Source organism: Tangfeifania sp., from assembly GCF_055108615.1.
Genome location: NZ_JBSQIC010000022.1, coordinates 1 through 20,228, shown reverse-complemented (window position 1 = coordinate 20,228; position 20,228 = coordinate 1). Strand labels below are relative to the sequence as shown.

24 protein-coding genes are annotated in these 20,228 nt (G+C 40.7%); 15 read left to right on the top strand and 9 right to left on the bottom strand.

The annotated features are described in order from the left end of the window. Window positions 1–9: 9 nt before the first annotated feature. The 7 genes from rsfS to ACTCNA_RS07030 are packed head-to-tail and all read left to right on the top strand — an operon-like array spanning window position 10 to window position 5,280. On the top strand, window positions 10–381 hold the full coding sequence (gene rsfS / locus ACTCNA_RS07060; RefSeq protein WP_462947200.1) for a ribosome silencing factor: 372 nt from the start codon (window positions 10–12) through the stop codon (window positions 379–381). 9 nt (window positions 382–390) lie between these two features. Continuing rightward, window positions 391–2,481: an ATP-dependent zinc metalloprotease FtsH gene (gene ftsH, locus ACTCNA_RS07055; protein WP_462947199.1), complete on the top strand. Its 2,091-nt coding sequence runs from the start codon at window positions 391–393 to the stop codon at window positions 2,479–2,481. Next, complete coding sequence (locus ACTCNA_RS07050) at window positions 2,481–2,780, top strand: hypothetical protein (RefSeq protein WP_462947198.1); 300 nt, start codon at window positions 2,481–2,483, stop codon at window positions 2,778–2,780. The genes ftsH and ACTCNA_RS07050 overlap by 1 nt, the downstream gene beginning before the upstream one ends. A gap of 56 nt (window positions 2,781–2,836) precedes the next feature. Beyond that, window positions 2,837–3,043 carry a putative signal transducing protein gene (locus ACTCNA_RS07045; protein WP_462947197.1) on the top strand — a complete coding sequence of 69 codons (207 nt, stop codon included), beginning with the start codon at window positions 2,837–2,839 and terminating at the stop codon, window positions 3,041–3,043. Next, a complete protein-coding gene (locus ACTCNA_RS07040; RefSeq protein ID WP_462947196.1) occupies window positions 3,040–3,867 on the top strand; it encodes a phosphatidate cytidylyltransferase in 828 nt (275 codons plus the stop codon). The genes ACTCNA_RS07045 and ACTCNA_RS07040 overlap by 4 nt, the downstream gene beginning before the upstream one ends. A 3-nt stretch (window positions 3,868–3,870) precedes the next feature. Beyond that, window positions 3,871–4,527, top strand: a complete 657-nt coding sequence (locus tag ACTCNA_RS07035) for a phosphatidylserine decarboxylase family protein (RefSeq protein ID WP_462947195.1) — start codon at window positions 3,871–3,873, stop codon at window positions 4,525–4,527. Window positions 4,528–4,533: 6 nt separating this feature from the next. Then, complete coding sequence (locus tag ACTCNA_RS07030; protein WP_462947194.1) at window positions 4,534–5,280, top strand: CDP-alcohol phosphatidyltransferase family protein; 747 nt, start codon at window positions 4,534–4,536, stop codon at window positions 5,278–5,280. Window positions 5,281–5,284: 4 nt separating this feature from the next. Here ACTCNA_RS07030 and ACTCNA_RS07025 read toward each other — a convergent pair whose 3' ends face one another. The 5 genes from ACTCNA_RS07025 to ACTCNA_RS07005 all read right to left on the bottom strand — a co-directional run bounded on the left by ACTCNA_RS07025 (window position 5,285) and on the right by ACTCNA_RS07005 (window position 9,802). Continuing rightward, window positions 5,285–5,596 carry a helix-turn-helix domain-containing protein gene (locus tag ACTCNA_RS07025; RefSeq protein WP_462947193.1) on the bottom strand — a complete coding sequence of 104 codons (312 nt, stop codon included), beginning with the start codon at window positions 5,594–5,596 and terminating at the stop codon, window positions 5,285–5,287. Then, a complete protein-coding gene (locus ACTCNA_RS07020) occupies window positions 5,574–5,921 on the bottom strand; it encodes a type II toxin-antitoxin system RelE/ParE family toxin (protein ID WP_462947192.1) in 348 nt (115 codons plus the stop codon). Before ACTCNA_RS07020 ends, ACTCNA_RS07025 begins: the two co-directional genes overlap by 23 nt. Before the next feature lie 122 nt (window positions 5,922–6,043). Next, window positions 6,044–7,849 (bottom strand): hypothetical protein, encoded by a 1,806-nt coding sequence (locus tag ACTCNA_RS07015; protein ID WP_462947191.1) that lies wholly within the window; start codon window positions 7,847–7,849, stop codon window positions 6,044–6,046. Next, the gene (locus ACTCNA_RS07010; RefSeq protein WP_462947190.1) at window positions 7,818–8,264 is read right to left on the bottom strand and encodes a hypothetical protein; all 447 of its coding nucleotides are present in this window, start codon (window positions 8,262–8,264) and stop codon (window positions 7,818–7,820) included. The genes ACTCNA_RS07015 and ACTCNA_RS07010 overlap by 32 nt, the downstream gene beginning before the upstream one ends. 335 nt (window positions 8,265–8,599) lie before the next feature. Further along, complete coding sequence (locus ACTCNA_RS07005) at window positions 8,600–9,802, bottom strand: lipid II:glycine glycyltransferase FemX (RefSeq protein ID WP_462947189.1); 1,203 nt, start codon at window positions 9,800–9,802, stop codon at window positions 8,600–8,602. Window positions 9,803–9,941: 139 nt separating this feature from the next. Here ACTCNA_RS07005 and ACTCNA_RS07000 point away from each other — a divergent pair, with 139 nt between their 5' ends. After that, window positions 9,942–10,154 carry a hypothetical protein gene (locus ACTCNA_RS07000; protein ID WP_462947188.1) on the top strand — a complete coding sequence of 71 codons (213 nt, stop codon included), beginning with the start codon at window positions 9,942–9,944 and terminating at the stop codon, window positions 10,152–10,154. Window positions 10,155–10,291: 137 nt separating this feature from the next. Here the strand turns inward: ACTCNA_RS07000 and ACTCNA_RS06995 are convergent, their stop codons facing one another. The 3 genes from ACTCNA_RS06995 to ACTCNA_RS06985 form a co-directional block, all read right to left on the bottom strand. Continuing rightward, complete coding sequence (locus tag ACTCNA_RS06995) at window positions 10,292–12,190, bottom strand: amidophosphoribosyltransferase (protein WP_462947187.1); 1,899 nt, start codon at window positions 12,188–12,190, stop codon at window positions 10,292–10,294. Next, window positions 12,174–12,671, bottom strand: a complete 498-nt coding sequence (locus tag ACTCNA_RS06990) for an SPOR domain-containing protein (RefSeq protein WP_462947186.1) — start codon at window positions 12,669–12,671, stop codon at window positions 12,174–12,176. Before ACTCNA_RS06990 ends, ACTCNA_RS06995 begins: the two co-directional genes overlap by 17 nt. A 135-nt stretch (window positions 12,672–12,806) precedes the next feature. Further along, the gene (locus ACTCNA_RS06985) at window positions 12,807–13,556 is read right to left on the bottom strand and encodes a YebC/PmpR family DNA-binding transcriptional regulator (protein WP_462947185.1); all 750 of its coding nucleotides are present in this window, start codon (window positions 13,554–13,556) and stop codon (window positions 12,807–12,809) included. A gap of 137 nt (window positions 13,557–13,693) precedes the next feature. Here ACTCNA_RS06985 and miaB point away from each other — a divergent pair, with 137 nt between their 5' ends. From miaB to ACTCNA_RS06965, 4 genes are all read left to right on the top strand, one after another. Then, complete coding sequence (gene miaB, locus ACTCNA_RS06980; protein WP_462947184.1) at window positions 13,694–15,028, top strand: tRNA (N6-isopentenyl adenosine(37)-C2)-methylthiotransferase MiaB; 1,335 nt, start codon at window positions 13,694–13,696, stop codon at window positions 15,026–15,028. A 216-nt stretch (window positions 15,029–15,244) separates the two neighbouring features. Continuing rightward, window positions 15,245–16,561, top strand: a complete 1,317-nt coding sequence (gene nhaA / locus ACTCNA_RS06975) for a Na+/H+ antiporter NhaA (protein ID WP_462947183.1) — start codon at window positions 15,245–15,247, stop codon at window positions 16,559–16,561. Window positions 16,562–16,690: 129 nt separating this feature from the next. Further along, window positions 16,691–16,996, top strand: coding sequence for a carboxymuconolactone decarboxylase family protein (locus ACTCNA_RS06970; protein ID WP_462947182.1), 306 nt, complete (start codon window positions 16,691–16,693; stop codon window positions 16,994–16,996). 48 nt (window positions 16,997–17,044) lie between these two features. Beyond that, on the top strand, window positions 17,045–17,374 hold the full coding sequence (locus tag ACTCNA_RS06965; protein ID WP_462947181.1) for a NifB/NifX family molybdenum-iron cluster-binding protein: 330 nt from the start codon (window positions 17,045–17,047) through the stop codon (window positions 17,372–17,374). A gap of 19 nt (window positions 17,375–17,393) precedes the next feature. Here ACTCNA_RS06965 and yjjX read toward each other — a convergent pair whose 3' ends face one another. Next, window positions 17,394–17,912 (bottom strand): inosine/xanthosine triphosphatase, encoded by a 519-nt coding sequence (yjjX, locus tag ACTCNA_RS06960; RefSeq protein ID WP_462947180.1) that lies wholly within the window; start codon window positions 17,910–17,912, stop codon window positions 17,394–17,396. Between the two features lie 99 nt (window positions 17,913–18,011). On the opposite strand from yjjX, the gene ACTCNA_RS06955 reads away from it, so the two are divergent. The 3 genes from ACTCNA_RS06955 (at window position 18,012) to ACTCNA_RS06945 (ending at window position 20,112) form a co-directional block, all read left to right on the top strand. Next, the gene (locus tag ACTCNA_RS06955; RefSeq protein WP_462947179.1) at window positions 18,012–18,464 is read left to right on the top strand and encodes a GNAT family N-acetyltransferase; all 453 of its coding nucleotides are present in this window, start codon (window positions 18,012–18,014) and stop codon (window positions 18,462–18,464) included. 81 nt (window positions 18,465–18,545) lie between these two features. Further along, window positions 18,546–19,439, top strand: coding sequence for a VIT1/CCC1 transporter family protein (locus tag ACTCNA_RS06950; RefSeq protein ID WP_462947178.1), 894 nt, complete (start codon window positions 18,546–18,548; stop codon window positions 19,437–19,439). 10 nt (window positions 19,440–19,449) lie between these two features. After that, on the top strand, window positions 19,450–20,112 hold the full coding sequence (locus ACTCNA_RS06945; protein ID WP_462947177.1) for an AlbA family DNA-binding domain-containing protein: 663 nt from the start codon (window positions 19,450–19,452) through the stop codon (window positions 20,110–20,112). Window positions 20,113–20,228: the final 116 nt, after the last annotated feature.

Genomic DNA, 20,228 nt, shown 5'->3' with positions numbered 1-20,228 from the left:
AAATTATTTATGAATAAAAACGAAAAAATTACAGAAAAAACAAAAACAGCAATCCTCGAAGGGATTCAAAAAATTAAAGGAAAAGACATAACTATAATTGACTTAAATACAATACATTATACTGAATGCGGATATTTTATAATTTGCCACGGAACTTCGTCAACACAAGTAAACTCCATTGCCCGGTCGATTGAAGAGACAGTTAAAAAAGAAACCGGGGAAGATGCCTGGCATGTGGAAGGAATGCAAAATTCAATTTGGGTATTACTCGATTTTGGCGAAATTGTAGTCCATGTATTTCACCAACAGGCAAGGCAGTTTTACAACCTTGAAGAGCTTTGGGCTGATGCAAAATTTATTAAAATTGATTCAGAAAATTAGAAATTAGATATGGCAGAAAACAACAAAAACAATAAACAAACACCACCGGGCTTCCCTTTTAACCAGGGCAGCAAAAACAAGAACGACAAAAAAGACCCGAAAGGCCCCAAATTTAATGCCTACTGGATTTACGGAATTATTGCCGTAGTTTTTATTGTTGTACAAATTTACCTGACCAACAGCCGCGGTCCCGTTAAAACCAACTGGAACGAAGTAAAGACAACAATGCTGGCCAACAACGACATAGAACGGATTGTGGTTGTTAACGAGAAACAGGCCAACATTTACCTTAAAAAAAGCAGCCTTCAAAAATACGAGCAGCAATTCAGCGGAAATTTTTCGCAACCAGCAGAAGAAGGCCCGCACTTTACGTTCACTATTGGCTCGGTAGAAACATTTGAACGCAACCTGCGCGAAGCCCAGGAAGGAAAAGACCAGGAAATTTTACTCGAATACGATGAAGAACGAAACTGGGCCAGCGAAATTTTATGGACAATAGGGCCGTTTGTGCTGATTATCCTGCTCTGGTGGTGGATATTCAGAAGAATGAGCAGAGGTGGCGGCAGCAGTGCCGGCGGAATATTTAACGTGGGTAAATCGCAGGCCAAAATTTTCGATAAAGATCAAAAAGTAACCACATCGTTTAAGGATGTGGCAGGATTGGCCGAAGCCAAGCAGGAAGTGGAAGAGGTTGTGGAATTCCTGAAAAGCCCGGAAAAATTCACTAAACTGGGCGGTAAAATTCCCAAAGGAGCGTTGCTTGTTGGCCCCCCGGGAACAGGGAAAACATTGCTTGCCAAAGCTGTTGCCGGCGAGGCAAGCGTGCCATTCTTCTCCATGTCGGGTTCCGATTTTGTGGAAATGTTTGTAGGTGTAGGTGCTTCGCGGGTGCGCGACCTGTTTAAGCAGGCAAAAGAAAAAGCGCCCTGCATTATTTTCATCGATGAAATTGATGCCATCGGCCGCTCGCGAGGGAAAAACCCCAACTTCGGTTCCAACGACGAAAGGGAAAACACCCTGAACCAGCTGCTTACCGAAATGGATGGGTTCGATACCAACAGCGGCGTAATCATTCTGGCTGCAACCAACCGCGCCGATGTGCTCGACCGTGCCCTTATGCGTGCCGGCAGGTTCGATCGCCAGATTCATGTTGAATTGCCCGACCTTAAAGAACGTGGCGAAATTTTCAAAGTCCACCTCAAACCTCTCAAACTGGGCAAAGATGTAAAAGTGGATTTCCTGGCCAAGCAAACACCCGGTTTTTCGGGTGCCGACATTGCCAACGTGTGTAACGAAGCCGCACTTATTGCAGCACGGAAAAGCCGCGATTCGGTTACCAAGCAGGATTTCCTCGATGCCGTTGATCGCATTATTGGCGGACTGGAAAAGAAAAATAAAATTATTTCGAAAGACGAAAAGAAAACCATTGCTTACCACGAAGCAGGGCATGCCACTATTAGCTGGTTGCTTGAATACGCCCACCCACTGGTGAAAGTTACCATTGTACCGCGTGGCAAGGCACTGGGTGCAGCCTGGTACCTTCCCGAAGAGCGTTCAATTACTACAAAAGATCAACTGCTTGACGAAATGTGCTCGGCACTTGGTGGAAGAGCTGCCGAAGAACTCATTTTCAACAGGGTTTCTTCAGGAGCTCAAAACGACCTGGAAAAAGTTACCAAGCAATCCATTGCCATGGTTACCTATTTTGGCATGAGCGAAAAAGTGGGCAACGTTAGTTACTACGATTCTACAGGCCAGTCGGAATATTCATTCACGAAACCTTACAGCGAAAAAACAGCCGAGCTTATTGACGAAGAAGTTAAAAAGCTCATCGATTCGCAGTTCAAGCGGGCAAAACAAATTCTGAAAGAAAATTCCGAAGGCCATAAAAAACTGGCAGAACTGTTGCTCGATCGGGAGGTAATTTTCAGCGAAGATCTGGAACATATCTTTGGCAAGCGGCCGTGGGACGATAAAATTATTGATCCTGAAAACGGACAGGAAGAGCCAAAAGATAAAAAGGAGGAAAAAACTGAAAATAAAGAAACCCCCAAAAACGACGATACTCCGAAAGATAAATCCATTTCGGTAAAAGATTAATGGAACCGGCCCGGCAGCAAATACTCCAAAAGTTGCAAAAAACAACTGTCAGGATTCCCGAAATGCCCGATTTTGAATCGCCGGTATTTCATGAGCAGACCGGATTACCGGAGTTGATTTTTATAAATAACATGGAGGCAGTAAACGGAAATGTATCCATCTTCGAAACGAAAGAAGAACTGTACAGGAAACTGAAAGAATTACTTTCTTCGCGCAATCCGGAAAGAATCTGTTGCGCGGAGCCGGAAATTCAAACGAAGCTTCAAAAAAACACTTACACTCGGGGCACACGACCCTAAAGGTCTTCATGTTTTTTTATATTAACTTTGAATATAAATTTTAATACTTTTGTAACATGGAAGAAGGATGGAAAGAGGTGTTTCTGACTGTTCAGGAATACAAAGCAAACATGGCCAAAGACATTCTGGAAAATGCAGGAATTAAAACTGTGATTATGAACCAGCACGATTCGGCCTACAAATCGTTTGGCGACATAGTGGTTTATGTGCCCGAAGCCGACGAAAACAAAGCCAAAGAACTACTAAAAGAGTTGAAGCATTGAATGATCTTGTACAAAGAACTGTTACCGGATGTATATATGTAGCGCTGCTAATAGCAGGTACAGCTATACATCCTGTTGTTTTTGCAATAATTTTTGCGACGATGCTGTTTTTTACCCAGCTCGAATTTTACCAGCTGGTGGAAAGTGCTGGCAGTTCGCCACGTAAATATGTGGGATTAACTTTGGGGTTACTCCTTTTTGGTACCTGTTTTGGGATGGTTCACGGATTTATTCCTCAAAATGCTTTTCTCATTTTCATCCCTGTTTTAACAATTCTTTTTTTGGTTGAAACCTTCAGAGATAATTCCAAAGAAATTCAAAACAGCTCAGTTACACTTACCGGCTTTGTTTATGTTGCCGTTCCTTTCAGCCTGCTTAATTTCATTGTTTACCCTGATTATCCCGAAAAGCCTGAATTTTTCCCGTGGATACTCATGGGTGTGTTTTTTATTGTTTGGGTGTACGATTCAATGGCTTACCTCGTAGGCTCCATGTTTGGAAAACATAAAATCAACGAAAAAATTTCGCCCAACAAAACCTGGGAAGGATTTTTTGCCGGCGCAATATTCGCACTGGTAATGGGCGTTCTCAATGCAGTTATTTTTCAGGAACAGGATATTATCAACTGGATAATAATTGCAGTAATTGTGGTAGCATTCGGTACACTGGGCGATTTGTTCGAATCCAAAATAAAACGCAAACTCAATGTGAAGGACTCAGGCTCGGTTTTACCCGGCCACGGCGGCTTGCTCGACCGGCTCGACAGTTTACTGTTTGTAATACCCGTTATCTATGTATGGTTAACTTTTTCAGAAAATTTATAAGCTATGCAAATTCATCAAGAAGGACGAAAAATTATTCCCGTGGCCTTTTTCTTTCTCGCGGTAATCGATGCAATCATTTATATTTTACTGCGGGATTACACCGTTTTTTATTTTCTCATGGGAGCATCGCTGTTGCTGGCAGTGCTTATTATTTTCTTTTTCAGGGAACCTTTCCGCGAAATTGAAAAAAATGAAAACCATGTGCTGGCCCCTGCCGATGGCGAGATTGTTGAAATACTGAAAGTTCGCGAAAATGAATATTTCAAGGAAGAACGGTTGATGGTTTCCATCTTCATGACGGTTTTTAACGTACACCAAAACCGTGCCCCTGTTGGCGGCAATATCGTTTATCAAAAACATTTTAAAGGTGCCTACTACCCGGCATTTGTAAAAAAATCGTCAGAAAAAAACGAGCGCTGTTCCACCGTTTTTAAAATGAGCAGTGGCACCGAGGTTTTGTCGCGACAGATTGCCGGCACAGTTGCACAACGTATTGTAACTTACAAAAGACAGGGCGACAAGGCTGAACAGGGCGAGGAATACGGTTTCATCAGGTTTGGGTCGCGTGTGGACCTGTTTTTGCCCGTTGACACGAAGGTAAATGTAAAATTACACCAACTCGCGGTAGGTGGTCAAACGATAATTGCAAGTTTTGAATAAGTAGAAATGTTGAAAAGAATTATCCGGCAAATACCCAATTTTATTACTTCGCTGAACCTGGTTTCAGGCTCGCTGGCGGTAATTTTTGCCATCGACGGGCACCTCACCTGGGCCGGTATTTTTATCTGCCTCGCTGCGGTTTTCGATTTCCTCGATGGTTTTGTGGCGCGGCTCCTGAATGCTTACTCCGAAACCGGCAAACAGCTCGATTCGCTGGGCGATTTGGTTTCGTTCGGTCTGGCACCGGCAGCCATTCTTTTTACATTGCTCGAATTTTCGATGTTTCAAAAAAACCAGCCCATTTACGAAATAACAGCCCACTGGAGCCAGTGGCTTATTTTGTTCTCGGCTTTTGTAATGCCTGTGCTGGGAGCAGTAAGGCTGGCCCGCTTTAACAATGCTCCCGACGAAAATTTTTTCAGGGGATTGCCCATTCCTTCCAACGGTTTATTCTGGGCTTCGCTGGGGCTGATGCTCGAGGTTCCGCGCTACCACCAGCTTTTCGAGATGATTTATTCCACCCGCACGTTGCTGTTGCTGGGCCTGTTCACCTCCGGCATGATGGTGATTAACCTGCCCATGTTCTCACTGAAATTTAAAAACCTGAAATGGAAAGAAAACTGGCACCGGTTCCTGTTTCTGACCGTTGCCGTAGCATTGCTGGCCGTTTTCAACGTGTACGGCCTGGCACTCACTATTCTTGCCTATATCTTTTTGAATTTTGTGTTTTACCTGATTGGTGTGGAAATATAAAATTTTACAAATCAATTGAAATATTCACCTTCCCGCCAAGACCTTTTTCCACAATTTCGAATAAAGTACTCAAAGTGATATTGCTCCCGTCGTTTTCAACGCGGGAAATATAAGTTCGTTTTTTATCAATAATTTTGCCTAATTCTTCCTGTGTTATATTTCGCGATTCACGGGCTTTTCGTAAAAGTAAACCAATTTTAAATGCTTCAGTTTCTCTATCAAGGTTATCACGTCTTTCTGTTCCTTTCTCTCCGTACACCCTGTCTTTTATCTCAGCCCATGAGCTAACTTCTCTATTTTCTCCTTTTGTTTTCATAGTATTCATGCATTAATTTCTCCGCCTTTTCAATCTCTTTTTTTGGTGTCCTCTGCGATTTTTTCTGAAACCCATTCAATAATATCACTAATCTATCGCCATCAAAAAAACAGAATACACGCCAAATATTACTCCCAAGTTTTATTCTGGCTTCATATAATCCTTTCGTGCCGGCAACACTTTTCAAATAATTTGAAGGAATCCTCTCGAAAGTCTCTACCGCTTCCAAAACCTTGTAAATTTTATTTTGCACTTTTATTGGTTGCTTCAATAAAAACTCCTCAAAGTAATATCGATAGGCAATTATCTTTCGGACTTTCTTCATTGATTACATTACTATCAAACACAAATGTAACTTAAAAGTTACATTTATCAAAAAAATTATTTCGTGTTTTTCAATTATTTACTCATCGCTTTAATAATCCTATCCTCTCTTATCAATACATCTTACATTAAAAGTTGATGTGGAAACTGTTCCAGATTGGAGTTTCGGAATACTTTAAGGATATTTATCAAAGCCCCGGCTGTAATGAGTGATAAGTTTATTTCAAATTCCAAATCACATTCATTAATAAAATCATCAGTAAATTCGGGAGCCACAAGAAGAGATTTAACCACATTGAATTCCGCTTTCCTGGCCAGATTTACATACGATTTTATTTGCCGTGATACTGAGCTGTATTTATTATAACCTTTTTCTTTTACCGACTTACATTCAACGATTATGATATTATTCTTCCCCAAATTCAGGACAAGATCGATTTTATTCTTAGACGTATTCAGTTGTTTTTTCAGGGAATCATCAACATTGAATCCTAATCTTTCAAAAATTGATTTGGTAATTTCTTCAAACTTTAAGCCCAGTTCACTTTCTTTAATATTAATTCCGTTTTCTCGTAATGTGGCAATGTCTCTTAAACCGATAGCTTCATAATTCTCAATCATTAGATTTTCAGCATCGGTATAGGCTTCCAAAATATTTAGTACCATATAACCCCTTGATTTAAGATTGTGAGCTTCAATGAATTTTTTCAGTTCATCAATTGGAAGAATATCTAAAATGTCGCGCGGTTTAATGTTGTATTCCAATAATGTATTGCTGTTTAATACTGTTCCATCTTGCATTTCAAATTCATCAAAAACAATTTTTTCAAAAGTATCCAATGTATTTTTCAAATCAATTAGCAATTTTTCATATCCCTCAACTGAAATACCAACTTTTTCATCTCGCTCAAGATCGTCGAAATACAAAATAATATTTTCAATTTTCTCTTCAATTGTAGAACCACGCAATGGAGTTTCCACTCGTAATCCTTTCTCCCAAAGTTCATTTAAAAACTTCTTTTTATCAGTTAAAGTAGTTCCGTCTTTGTGAATATCATTTTTAAGAAGTTTTGAAAATGAAATGCCCTCTTTAATTATTTGTTTAATTTTTGATTCATAATCAAGTTCTCGGGTATTAATGTTATGTTTTCGGCAAACAAGATTTATCTGGGATTCTTTCAATGTTTTAAGAATTCGACGATAGTATTTATCAGCAACTTCTTTTTTCCTGATTTTACGTAGTACTTTAACAACTTCATCGGCTACATAAATCAAATTATTTTTTCGGGAGTAAAAAATTACTCCAATATTTTTAAGAAAATTAATTACATCATCAATATCAGCCTTTTTAGGCGGTATAATCAAATAATTTATGAGCTTAACTTCTTCTTGTGATAATTCTAACTCATTGGTTAAGGTTAATAAAATTGATAACTCGTCATCTGTTATCTTAGGTTCATGATTTTTCTCAATGTCATTTTTGTAGGCAGTTAGTAAACAAGCTTTATAAATCTCATAATATCGTTTCCGGGTTTCATTAATATCAGACTTTTCAATTTCTAACTGCTTCTTAAGTTGTTGTGTTTTCTTCTTAATATTTGCTAATTCCTTTTCATAAAGGCGAGATAGCCATTCACGACTCAATATACCATTACCATCTTTAATTATTATGTCTATAAGAATATCCAGTTGTGAAGTAGTATTTACAAATTCAGCCTGAACTGTTTCGGCAAATTCATTTTTCACCAAATCAAATACCCTGGCAATATTGATACTGTCAACGCTTTTTAAATCATTGCTACTGTCTGAAAGAATTTTATCAATCTCTTTGCTGTTTTTCGGGTTGCTGGCTTTTATGTTATCGATAATTTTTAAAAACGAATTTTTCTCTAAAGAATTAACATTGTCCAGAATTATTTCCAGTTTCATTGTCTTTGATTTTAGTTAAAATTTCTATGATTTTTGAATCAAGATTGTCAATTTTTTTCTCGAGTTCATCGTTATTATCGCTGACCATTGAATCTACAAATATTGAATTAACCAGCGAAAGACCAAAAATCCCTCCCGATAATACAACAAATATAAAATACAAATAAGTAAAGAAAGAAGCTGATTTTGAATAATTTTCAACTATTTGTTCAGGAATTTCAAACCATCCTTCAACAGTAAAAATTTTGAATGTTGAATAAAGTGAAATCAATAGTGTTGTAATTAAATTATCCGCGATTGAAAAAAATTGTCTTTCAAAATCAGTTTGTAAATAACCCCCAACAATAAGCAACAATGCATTTAGAAGAATTAGCCCAAGTATAAACCTATCGTTTAAAAATAATTTTTTTATCATAGAACTAAATTCATGACCTTACCAATGATCAGTTAAAATACATTCAGATTGAGTTCCAAAAAATTTGGCTGTTCAAAGCTGTGTGAACAAATAACTATTGAAAAATCCCAAAAATTAAGAATTTGGTGATTGTGAATTTTTATTTTGATTGTTTTGTTCAAGATCAGTTTCGTTAAGCCTCAGTATTTTGTAAAACTAACCAACTTTGATTTAAAATGCAAAAGGAGTTCGCAGAAATTAAACTCGAACAAAATTCAATAATCTTAAGGGTCAAAATATTTATTTGGAGTAATGAATACTTTAAGAAAGACAAATGACACCCTTATTCTCTCTGCTTAATTGGTATGATACCCCTGGCTGTTCACTTCCTGCGCCCTGAAAGCGTTGTACTGTGTTTGGTTTAAGGGGTAATCCCAACACCCCATGCGGTGGAAAAAGGAACCGCCAAAACCACTTTTAAAGCGGTAAAGGCCGTGCATCGGATGCCCCGAATTGGCATTGGGAGCCGCGCCAAACATGTCGTACTCTTCGCAGCCAGCTTCCTGCGCCAGACGGATGCCTTCCCACTGCACCGCGTAAGTAGCCATCAGGTTGCGCCTGTTTGCAGAAGATGCACCGTACAAATAGGTGCCCCGTTTTTTTGCCAGCACCAAAAACATAGCCGCCAGGAATTCGCCTTCAGAATCGGCCATCAGCAGGTGGGTATTAATGTCTTTCCCGGCATTTTTCTGAATTTCAAAAAAGTCGTAAAAATTTTCTTTGGGGTGCAGCGTTATTCCGTTGCGCATTGAAGTTTCGCGGTACAAATCATACCAGGTTTCAAGCATATCCATGCCGTAGCTTTTCACCTGAACTCCCCTGCGCTTCGACAAGCGAATGTTGTAACGCGTTTTGGATTTCATGTTTTGCAAAAGCCTGTCCTGCCCCTGGTTCAAATCCAGAAAAATAGTGTTGGTTGGCAGGTTGTCGCTCCGGCTCTTTTGCAGGTTCCAGTTGTTGGTTTTAAAATTCACCCTGAACTCCTGCTGGTTGGCCGAAGGCGGACCGATCCAATTTCCCCGCTCGTCAAAAAAATCATCTTCGTGCGCCCACTGGTTTTCCCACGGCAAATCGAACCGGACAAGAATGCAGTTTTCAGGCAGATGAGGACGCATAGCCTCGGCCAGCTCTTCCATAAAAACGCCCTGGTTTTCAAAGTCGGGTTCATCAACCGGCCCGTAAGGAATGTATGCAACACTGTGTTTTTCGTCAATGTAACGCACCAGCACCAGCAAATCGTCATTAATAAATTTTTGACCGCTACTGGCTGGTTTCAATAAATCTTCCGAAGCAGCATACTCAAAAGCAAAAGGTTCCAGCCCCTGCTTATTTTTCACGCGTGCCCAAAACGAAGTTTGCTGAACCACGTTGGTTGCTTCAATATCACGAATCGCTTTTTCTTCAAGTTTGCAATGCATAATCCTGTTGACTTTTGGGCAGGCAAATTTAAAAAGCATGATGGCTGCACAAAATGATATCACCCATGTTCCGAGATACATACCTTTTTGAAAGCAGGAAACAGCTTATTGTTGATTTCGTATCATCGCATTCTTCAACAGAAACCGTGCATAACGGGAAGATTAGCTTTTACAGTACAGTTGTTAATTTTAGGTTACCAAATAACTTATGCCCAGCATTTTGAAGAAAAAAGCAAGTTTGGTAGATTTGCTATTGGGTACACAATTATCGCTCCTTCAGCCAGCAAAAAAAATCAGCGATATCATTCTTTCTTTGTTTCGGCCCAGTGCTTCAGGCAAAAATTTTGAAAAAGGGTGTAATGAATGCCGGGAGGCAATGAGTGAAGAATATCAAAAATTCATTCAGAAGTATAAAAAAACCCCTGAAAATTGAAAGATAATTTTTTCCCGAAGGAAAGATAAATAATACGCCATGACAAATTTACATCTTTCATTTCCAGAGGCTTTTAAATTAACACGCCAACATACAAATTGTTTTTACGGAGATAAAAAGATTCTGCTAAACCAAAATTAGTAGGCGCGTTGGTGTTTTCCTTCAATATAATTTATGAATGAAGAGTTCACCACCCTGTTGCCTCCCGGGGTGGGATAATTCCCGGTAAAATACCAGTCGCCGGTATCGTTGGGACAAGCTTTGTGCAGGTTTTCAATCGATTGGTAAACAATTTCAACTTCCGAGGGGCATTCATCGGGTTTCAGCAATTCAGAAATTTTGGCAGAAATTTGTTCGGCTGTAAAGGGACGGTAAATCTCACGAACATAGTTCACCATCTCCTCTTTAGGCAGATTTTGCTGTTCCTTGCATTTTTGGTAAACCTCCTCGATGACCGATTCCCTCCCGGTTTCTTTCAGCAAAGTTATGGCAGCGTTAAAAGCAATAAATTTATCGAGCTGTGCCATGTCAATTCCGTAGCAGTCGGGGTAGCGAATTTGTGGAGCCGACGAAACCACAATGATTTTTTTGGGTTTAAGGCGGCCAAGAATTCTCAGGATACTGTTTTTCAGTGTTGTTCCCCTCACAATGGAATCGTCGATAACCACCAGGGTATCCACTCCGTTTTTAATAACTCCGTAAGTAACATCATAAACGTGAGCCACCAGGTCGTCGCGGCTGGCATCGTCGGCAATAAAAGTACGGAGTTTCACATCTTTAATGGCAATTTTCTCAACCCGGGGTTCAAACGAAATTATCTTTTTTATATCATCGTCACTAAGTGTCCCGTTTTTTTTCTTCAGCTCATCAATTTTCCAGTTGGTGAGGTAACTGCGCACACCTTCCAGCATTCCGTAAAACGCAGTTTCCGAAGTGTTGGGAATGAAAGAAAAGACTGTATTAATAAAATCGTAATCAACCGATTTTAGAATGGCCGGGCTGATTAACCGTCCCAGCTCTTTGCGTTCGTTGTAAATGTTCCGGTCGCTGCCACGCGAAAAATAAATCCGTTCGAACGAGCAGGAAGTTCTTTTGTGCGGCGGACGAACCATTTCATGTTTTACTTCGCCTTTCTTTTTAATAATCAGGGCTTCACCCGGTTCAATTTCATGAACCTCATCCCACTGCACATTCATGGCAGTTTGAATAACCGGGCGTTCGGAAGCCACCACCACAATTTCGTCGTTGGCATAGTAATGCGCCGGCCGTATGCCCCACGGATCGCGCACCACAAAGGCATCGCCGTGGCCTATTAAGCCAGCCATGGCGTAGCCGCCATCCCAATCTTTAGTGGCCCTTTCCAGAATATTTCGAATGTCCAGGTTATCTTCAATCAGCGGCGAAATTTCGTTGTTCTGGTAGCCTTCATTTTTATATTGCCTGAAAAGCAACTGGTTCTCTTCGTCGAGGAAATGCCCCACTTTCTCAAGGGCAGTAACAGTATCAGTATAAGCTTTTGGATGCTGACCCAGGTCAACCAGCACTTCAAAAAGTTCGTCGGTATTGGTGAGATTAAAATTGCCGGCCAGCACCAGGTTTCTCGATCTCCAATTGTTCTGGCGCATTACCGGATGCACAAACTCAATGCTGTTTTTCCCGAAAGTACCGTAACGCAAATGGCCCAGGTACAATTCCCCGGCAAACGGGTAATTTTGGTAAGCCCATTCGCAATCATTCACATCAATTCCTTTGCGGATAGCTTTTTTCAGCGGTTTGTTTATCCTGTCGAAAACATCTTTAATGGGGTTTTGCTGAATGGAACGGTACCGGTTGATGTAGGTACTTCCCGGGGCGAGGTGATCTTTCACGCAAACTGCACCTGCGCCGTCCTGCCCGCGGTTGTGCTGCTTTTCCATGAGCAGGTAGAGTTTATTGAGCCCGTATTTCCAGGTTCCGTACTTTTCTTTGTAATACGATAAAGGTTTTAAAAGTCGAATTAAAGCAATTCCGCATTCGTGCTTAATCTGGTCGCTCATATTTATTTGTTTTCAGCACAGGAAAATTTATGATGTCAGGAACAATAAATGCACCGGGGTAATTTTTCCGGACTCGATTGTACAATTTCATTGCATCCTTTTTGGTCCTGAAATCGCCAATCCTCACTTTAAACACCGGTGCCCTGAATTTTACGTAAACATTAACATCGGGGTATAACGACAGGAATTCCACTTTCTTCTTCAGGGCCTGTTCTTTACCGTTAAGCGCCGAACTTGAAAAAATTTCAATGCGGTACCCGTCCATCCCATCGCGCCTTCTGTTGTATTCAATATGCCATTTCAGCATTTTATCGAGGCGGGAATCCTGGTTCAAATCAAGTTCTGAAAGCAGTTGAATACTGTCAACTGTTATTTCGGGAATGGCCACAGTATCAGAAGAAGTGCTTTCAGGAAACAGTACCTGCGCTTGAGCAAGCTGGCAAAAAAACAAACCTGTAATGAATAAAAAAAGTGCCCTCATTAATCCCTTTAATTGAGAATGCAAATATAACGTAAAAACCTTAAAACAATAACGGATTTTCTTACTGACAATTGCCTGCAGAAAATTTCTGTTACTGAAAAGCCCCTTTCACTTTTAAAATGAACCGGCTGCAAACTACTCTTCGTTGAGTGCTTTTTCCAACTCGGGTGTAATTTCCAGGTTGTGGTAAACATTTTGCACATCGTCGTCTTCTTCCAGGCGTTCAACCAGGCGCAGCACTTTTTTAGCGTCTTCCACATCGAGAGCTGTGGTGGTTGTTGGAATGCGCTGCAGGCCCTGGCTTTCGGCATCAATGCCCTGCTCTTCCAGTTTTTTTGAAATGCTGCCAAAGTCTTCCATGGCAGAAGTAATTTCAATGAAACCATCATTTTCTTCCAATTCTTCAGCACCGGCATCAATCATCTCGAGCTCAAACTCATCCATGTCAATTTTATCCGTAACCGGAACCACAAAAATACCTTTGGTTTCGAACAGAAATGCTACTGAGCCATTGGTTCCCAAATGCCCGTTATGTTTTGAAAAAACAGACCGCACACTGCCTACCGTGCGGTTATTATTATCAGAAAGACATTCCACAAAAATGGCAATCCCCTCGGGCCCGTAGCCTTCAAATGTCATTTCTTCAAAATTGGAAGAATCTTTATCGGCCTTGTTAATTGCCCGCTGAATCACGTCTTTAGGCATGTTTTGGCCTTTGGCATTTTGCACTGCCAGCCGGAGCCGCGAGTTTGCTTCCACATCAGCCCCGCCCATTTTGGCTGCAACAGTAATCTCTTTCGAAAGTTTAGAAAACATTTTCGACCGCTTGGCATCCAATGCCCCTTTTTTCCGTTTTATGGTTGACCATTTGCTGTGACCTGACATATGCTTTTCTTTCTTTTAAATTTCTATTAAGTTACAAAAATGTAGAAAATACCAATTTCTGACAAACACGAAATAATATTCTTTTGAAAGTGAATTCCTCATAATCGGTAAAATGAACTAAATTTGCCACATCTGAAATGGAACACAAAAAATTATACATAGAAACATACGGGTGCCAGATGAACGTGGCCGACAGCGAAGTGGTGGCTGCCATTTTGCAGGAAAGGCACTACCAGTTGGTAAAATCGCCCGAAGAAGCCGATGCTGTTTTCCTGAATACCTGCTCGGTTCGCGACAATGCCGAAAAACGCATTTGGGGCAGGCTGAACCATTACAATGCCATCAAAAAGAAAAATAAAAAGCTGGTGGTTGGAGTGCTCGGGTGCATGGCCGAACGGGTTGGTAATGAATTCCTGGAGAAAGGCGTGGTTGATTTGGTGGCCGGGCCCGATGCCTACCGCGACCTCCCCTATTTAATCGATAAAGTAGAAAGCGGAGAAAAAGCCTTCAACACCGAATTATCGCCTATTGAAACCTACGACAAAATCACTCCCGTGCGCCTTGGCGACAAAGCGCTTTCAGGGTTTGTGAGCATTACCCGCGGGTGTAATAATTTTTGCACCTACTGTATTGTCCCGTACACACGCGGACGCGAGCGCAGCCGCGACCCACAGGATATTTTAAATGAAGTAAAAGATATTTCGGCAAAAAACTATAAGGAAGTAACACTGCTCGGGCAAAACGTTAATTCTTTCAAGTGGTTGCCCGGGGGAGAACGGAAACCGGTGCGCTTTTGGGATTTGCTGGAAATGGTTGCTAAAATCGATCCTGAAATGCGAATACGCTTTACCACTTCGCACCCCAAAGATATGTCGGACAAAGTGCTGCACATAATGGCACAGTACCCCAACATTTGCAAACATATTCATTTACCGGTACAATCGGGCAGTTCGCGCATTTTAAAACTGATGAACCGCAAATACGATCGTGAGTGGTACCTCGACCGCATTCGGGCTATTAAAACCATTTTGCCCGGTTGCGGATTATCCACCGATGTATTTACCGGTTTTTGCAGTGAAACCGAAGAGGACCACGCCCAAACATTGTCGCTGATGCAAGAGGTGAAATTCGATATGGCTTTCATGTTTAAATACTCGGAAAGGCCCGGCACATACGCTGCCAAAAAACTGAAAGACGATGTGCCGGAGAAAACCAAAACGCGCCGGTTAAACGAAGTGATTCAGCTTCAGAACAGGCATTCACTGGATAATAACCAGGGGGATATTGGTAAAACCTTTGAAGTGCTGGTGGAAGGAGTTTCCAAAAAATCAGACGAAGAACTTTTTGGCCGGACACCTCAAAATAAGGTCGTCGTTTTCCCGAAACAAAATTTTGAAAAAGGCGACTTTGCAAACGTGAAAATTACTAAAGCAACGTCTGCTACTTTAATTGGAACAGTCAAACAAAAATAGCTGCAAAATATCAACGTCGGCACTACTTACTTCCTCGTTTCATTTAACTGTCTAACCAACAATGGTTAAAATAAACTTCATGAATCTTTATGCAAATACAAGGCTGTTTGTCCCGATTTTAATACATTCGTAAAAATAATTTTCCATTGCGCCCGGTGAACATTTTTGCAAAAAAATAATTATAATTAATTAATCTGACTCTATAACTTACAAAAAATGGAAAGTGCAATTAGACCCATTCAAAAATTCTTAAAATCGGAAAGTGCCTCCGGTATTTTACTCATTGTTGCAACCGTTGCAGCGCTGGTTATTGCGAATTCGCCGCTGGCGCATTATTACCACGAATTCTGGGATGAGACCAAGTTATCGTTCAGTTTTAAAGATTTCGAGCTTTCAAAACCAATGCATTACTGGGTGAATGATGGTTTGATGGCGATCTTCTTTTTCCTGATTGGTTTGGAAATTAAAAGAGAAGTTCTAAGTGGTAATCTGTCATCAGTAAAAAATTCGATGCTCCCGATTTTTGCTGCAGTTGGAGGAATGTTAGTGCCGTCACTTATCTATTTCGCACTGAACTTTTCCAACTCAACATTACTTGAGGGATGGGCAATCCCAATGGCTACTGACATCGCCTTTTCACTGGGAATTTTAGCCATGTTAGGCAAAAAAGTTCCACTGCCGTTGAAAGTTTTTCTGGCAGCTCTGGCCATCGTTGATGATATTGGCGCAGTGCTGGCTATTGCCATATTTTATACTTCAGAAATAAATTTTGTTGCGCTTTTTATTGCTTTGGGCGGGTTTCTGCTGTTGATAGCCTTGAACCGGGCAAACGCACGAAACATCTGGTATTACATCCCTGTTGCGGTCTTGCTTCTGTGGTTACCCCTGCTTCTTTCAGGAGTACACGCAACAATAGCCGGGGTACTGGCGGCTTTTACCATTCCGGCACGCAGAAAAATGGATTCTCATAAATTTATCGACACCATTCATAATTCGCTCCACAAGTTAGAAAACAGCGAATTGCAACAATCAGAATTTAAATTATCACAAGCAGAATTTGAAACCATTGAAAATATGCAAGATAACTATGAAAAGGTAAATTCGCCGTTACAGAAGCTGGAACATTCGCTCCAGTATTTCTCCATATTCATTATCATGCCCATATTTGCATTTGCCAACACGGGCATTGAACTGTCGGGCGGCAATTTTTTTTCCCCCGAATCAGCAACCCTTCCTTTGGGTGTTGTTTTAGGCCTCACACTTGGAAAACCAATAGGTATTACACTTTTAAGTTACATTGCCGTTAAAACAAAAGTTGCAGACTTACCGCCTGGAATTGATTTCGCCCATATCCTGGGAACCGGATTGCTTGCCGGTATTGGTTTTACGATGTCTATTTTTATTACAGAACTGGCTTTTACAACTGCTGAATTTACCAACACTGCCAAATTATCTGTCCTCACAGGGTCAGTAATAGCAGGTGTTGCAGGTTATTTCATTCTGCGAGCAAAGTTGACGAAATCGTCCAAATAAAACAGGTAGAACTTTTATTTAGTTTTTTCTTTTCCTTATTACAGAATGATGGCATATTTGCAGTCTTGTTAAATTAAAAATCAGTGTATGCAATCGATGACTAAAGAGTTTCGGGATTATCGCTCAAAAATGAATGAAAAAATCCTGGAAAGTGACAACAAGGTAATGAAGCGAATTTTCAGTCTGGATACGCTCACCTACCAGGACGGTGCATTGAGCGGGAAAACAAAAGAGATGCTTGGTCTGGCAACCAGCATGGTACTGCGTTGCGACGACTGCATCAAATACCATTTGGAGAAGTGTTTCGAACAGGGAATTACCACCGACGAAATATTTGAAATTTTTTCGGTTGCAAACGTTGTTGGCGGAACCATTGTTATACCTCATACACGTAAAGCGCTGGAATACTGGGAAGCATTAAACAACCAGAAATAAAAAACTTTCAGGTTTAAAATTGTTATAATAAAAAACAACTTTCAAGTTATGAATAAAGTATATGCAATTTCCTCTTCTGGAAAATCCGAAAAATCGTTTCTCGATTTACGCTTCGGAAAGTGTGAAAACATTGTTATTTACAACGAGGCAAGCGGTACATATTCAATTATTGAGAATCCGTACAAAGATTCAGATCACAGCGGGGTAAAACTGGTTAAGCACCTTCAGAAAGAAGGCGTTTCGGTAATCATTACCGGAGAAGTTGGCCCATTGGTGAGCAATTTACTCGAAAAAGAAAAATTACAGCTTGTTCTTTTACAGGAAGAAAAAATTAAGGTGGAAGAAATAATTAACCGGATAACCCAAAAGGCAGGCTAACTTGTCTAATTCAAGCAGGCTAATACAACCCCTGATTTACAAAGGGAATTAAAGCCAAAACCACACCTGCACGGTACAACTCAACCCGGTCGATTTGGTTGTGGGTAAGCAGCCCCACGGCCCCGTTTTTTTGTTTCGAATTTGTTTCGTTAAAAACCATGTCGTTGGCAACTCCAAGCTCCATTCCACCAGCCACGAGATGGGCTATTTTTTTTGGAAGAACAAATGACGCAGTCCGCGCCTCACCATATTTCCCTGCCGAATAAATAACTACCCAGGCAAAAGCATGAACATCTTTTTCGTTGGCCTGAATCCCACCTTCAATGGCCACCCAATAGTCAGCATCATAAATCTGATTTCTGGCGGCTTTTACCCGGTTGATTGCTCCGGTTAGGGTTTCATCATCGGTGCCGGGCTGCTCTGAAACCCCTGAATCGACCAAAATACTTTCAACCTCAATATCATTAAAATACGATTTAAATCCTTTTTGTACAGCTTCAATTTTTACCGGATTTTTAGAAGCAACAACAATTTTCATATTGCGTTTTTTTAATACTAAAAAATTTGCCGGATACTTTTATCAACCAAATCTTAATGGTTATGCCGGTTTTTTTAATTTTGCCTTTTAAAAATAATAATGTTAGTAAGAATAGCAAATAAAGCAGATATTTCTGCAATTGTCCAATTTCAAGTGGCAATGGCCGAAGAAACGGAAAATATTAAACTTCACCAACCTACAGTAGAAAAAGGTGTGGAAGAAGTAATAAATGACGACACAAAAGGCCGTTACTATGTGGCTGAAAAAAAAGGCAAAATCATAGGATCCCTTTTAACTACCTACGAGTGGAGCGACTGGCGAAACGGAACTGTGCTTTGGATCCAGTCGGTATTTATACTTCCCGAATTCAGGAGAAAAGGCGTTTACAGCAAAATGTATTTGTATTTAAAAGATTTGGTATTGCAAGAGGAGTCGCTGAAAGGAATTCGTTTGTATGCCGACAAGGACAACAAAGCGGCCCACAAAACTTATAAAAAATTAGGAATGAGCCCCGACCATTATATAACTTTTGAATGGCTGAAACGACCATGAATAAACGCTATCCACACATGAGTTACATCATAATCCACGGGAGTTACAGCGAATTCCATTGAAATAATGAGATGAAATAAAATGCAAACCGAAACAACTTTAAAAACGCTTACCCCGGGGGTGAGGAAACAAATTATCAAGGCGCAACGCACCGAGATAACCGAATACCACATTTACAAACGGTTGGCCCGGAAAGCAAAAAATCAAAAAAACCGTAACATCCTGAATGAAATTGCGGAAGATGAGTTGAGGCATTATAAAATATGGGAAGCGCAAAGCGGCCGCGAGGTCGCGCCGAGTGCCCTGAACATTCGGAAATTTTACTGGATTTCACGGATTCTCGGACTTACCTTCGGGCTAAAACTGATGGAACGCGGCGAAGAAAGGGCGCAAATAAACTATACCGAAATCGGAAAAGAAATCCCGGAAGCCAATAAAATAAAACAGGAAGAGAACGAGCACGAGAATGAGCTGCTCAACTTAATCGACGAAGATAAGTTGAAATACATCGGTTCCATTGTTTTAGGCCTGAACGATGCACTGGTCGAAATACTCGGTACCCTGGCAGGGCTCACCTTTGCCCTCCAGAACAACAGGCTGGTGGCACTTGCCGGAATTATTGCCGGCATAGCCGGTGCCCTCTCGATGTCGTCGTCGGAGTATCTCTCCAACAAATCGGAAGGGAAAACGGAAGGAGCGGTTAAATCGGCCATATTTACCGGCATTGCCTATATCGTGGCCGTTATTTTCCTGGTAGCCCCTTACCTGCTCCTGTCTTCTCCCTGGGGAAGCCTGTGCTGGGCTGCTTTAAACTCAGTATTTATTGTGTTCCTCTTTAGTTATTACGTTTCGGTAGCCAACGAGCAGCCTTTCAAAAAACATTTTTTCGAAATGGTAGTTTTAAGTACAGTAGTCGGGTTAATCTCATTTGGATTAGGATACCTGGCCCGGGTGATTTTTGGTATCGAAGTTTAAAAAAACGGTTGTGAATACATTTTTGCATAAACTGATTGAAGAGGGCGAACACCAGCAGCAAGATTTCAAGTACTGTATAAACGACTCGAAAAAAATTGCAAAATCGCTGGTTGCATTTGCCAATACCGATGGAGGGAGGCTTCTCATAGGAGTGAAAGATAATGGCAAAATAGTGGGAATAAGCACCGACGAAGAGTTTTACATGGTTGAAGCAGCCGCCAAAATTTACAGCAACCCGCCCATCAACTTTTCCACCAAACAATGGCATTCCGAAGCAAAAACCGTACTCGAAATTTCAATAGAGCCCAGCATTGAAAAGCCCCATTACGCGAAAGACGAAAGTGGAAAGTGGCTGGCTTATATCAGAAAAAACGATGAAAATATTTTAGCACACAAAATTCAACTGGTGGTTTGGAACAAACAGAACAGCCCAAAAGGAATTTGTTTTACCTATTCCGATGATGAAAAATTTCTGATTCAGTACCTCCGGGAAAACGAAAGGATTACATTTTCAAAATTCATGCGGCTGGCCCAAATTTCGAGGCAAAAAGCACAGGAAATTCTAAGCAATTTCATAATAATGAACATCATCCGGCTGAACACAACCCACGAGGGGACCTACTTTTTTCTCAATGCTGATTTTGACAAGACCGAACTTGAAAAATTTGAATAAAAATCTCACACTTCTATAATCATGCAAATTAAACTTGTTGGTGGTTCAGGTGTTAATTTGAAACAAGCAGTCAATTTTAAAAAAAGTTCGATTAAACAAATATTCAAAAAAAAAAA

What these genes read in the sequence shown, in the direction of transcription:
- rsfS (WP_462947200.1), top strand. Translation starts at nt 10, where the DNA reads ATGAATAAAAACGAAAAAATTACAGAAAAAACAAAAACAGCAATCCTC.
- ftsH (WP_462947199.1), top strand. Translation starts at nt 391, where the DNA reads ATGGCAGAAAACAACAAAAACAATAAACAAACACCACCGGGCTTCCCT.
- ACTCNA_RS07050 (WP_462947198.1), top strand. Translation starts at nt 2,481, where the DNA reads ATGGAACCGGCCCGGCAGCAAATACTCCAAAAGTTGCAAAAAACAACT.
- ACTCNA_RS07045 (WP_462947197.1), top strand. Translation starts at nt 2,837, where the DNA reads ATGGAAGAAGGATGGAAAGAGGTGTTTCTGACTGTTCAGGAATACAAA.
- ACTCNA_RS07035 (WP_462947195.1), top strand. Translation starts at nt 3,871, where the DNA reads ATGCAAATTCATCAAGAAGGACGAAAAATTATTCCCGTGGCCTTTTTC.
- ACTCNA_RS07030 (WP_462947194.1), top strand. Translation starts at nt 4,534, where the DNA reads ATGTTGAAAAGAATTATCCGGCAAATACCCAATTTTATTACTTCGCTG.
- ACTCNA_RS07025 (WP_462947193.1), bottom strand. Translation starts at nt 5,596, where the DNA reads ATGAAAACAAAAGGAGAAAATAGAGAAGTTAGCTCATGGGCTGAGATA.
- ACTCNA_RS07020 (WP_462947192.1), bottom strand. Translation starts at nt 5,921, where the DNA reads ATGAAGAAAGTCCGAAAGATAATTGCCTATCGATATTACTTTGAGGAG.
- ACTCNA_RS07015 (WP_462947191.1), bottom strand. Translation starts at nt 7,849, where the DNA reads ATGAAACTGGAAATAATTCTGGACAATGTTAATTCTTTAGAGAAAAAT.
- ACTCNA_RS07010 (WP_462947190.1), bottom strand. Translation starts at nt 8,264, where the DNA reads ATGATAAAAAAATTATTTTTAAACGATAGGTTTATACTTGGGCTAATT.
- ACTCNA_RS07005 (WP_462947189.1), bottom strand. Translation starts at nt 9,802, where the DNA reads ATGTATCTCGGAACATGGGTGATATCATTTTGTGCAGCCATCATGCTT.
- ACTCNA_RS06995 (WP_462947187.1), bottom strand. Translation starts at nt 12,190, where the DNA reads ATGAGCGACCAGATTAAGCACGAATGCGGAATTGCTTTAATTCGACTT.
- ACTCNA_RS06990 (WP_462947186.1), bottom strand. Translation starts at nt 12,671, where the DNA reads ATGAGGGCACTTTTTTTATTCATTACAGGTTTGTTTTTTTGCCAGCTT.
- ACTCNA_RS06985 (WP_462947185.1), bottom strand. Translation starts at nt 13,556, where the DNA reads ATGTCAGGTCACAGCAAATGGTCAACCATAAAACGGAAAAAAGGGGCA.
- miaB (WP_462947184.1), top strand. Translation starts at nt 13,694, where the DNA reads ATGGAACACAAAAAATTATACATAGAAACATACGGGTGCCAGATGAAC.
- nhaA (WP_462947183.1), top strand. Translation starts at nt 15,245, where the DNA reads ATGGAAAGTGCAATTAGACCCATTCAAAAATTCTTAAAATCGGAAAGT.
- ACTCNA_RS06970 (WP_462947182.1), top strand. Translation starts at nt 16,691, where the DNA reads ATGAATGAAAAAATCCTGGAAAGTGACAACAAGGTAATGAAGCGAATT.
- ACTCNA_RS06965 (WP_462947181.1), top strand. Translation starts at nt 17,045, where the DNA reads ATGAATAAAGTATATGCAATTTCCTCTTCTGGAAAATCCGAAAAATCG.
- yjjX (WP_462947180.1), bottom strand. Translation starts at nt 17,912, where the DNA reads ATGAAAATTGTTGTTGCTTCTAAAAATCCGGTAAAAATTGAAGCTGTA.
- ACTCNA_RS06955 (WP_462947179.1), top strand. Translation starts at nt 18,012, where the DNA reads ATGTTAGTAAGAATAGCAAATAAAGCAGATATTTCTGCAATTGTCCAA.
- ACTCNA_RS06950 (WP_462947178.1), top strand. Translation starts at nt 18,546, where the DNA reads ATGCAAACCGAAACAACTTTAAAAACGCTTACCCCGGGGGTGAGGAAA.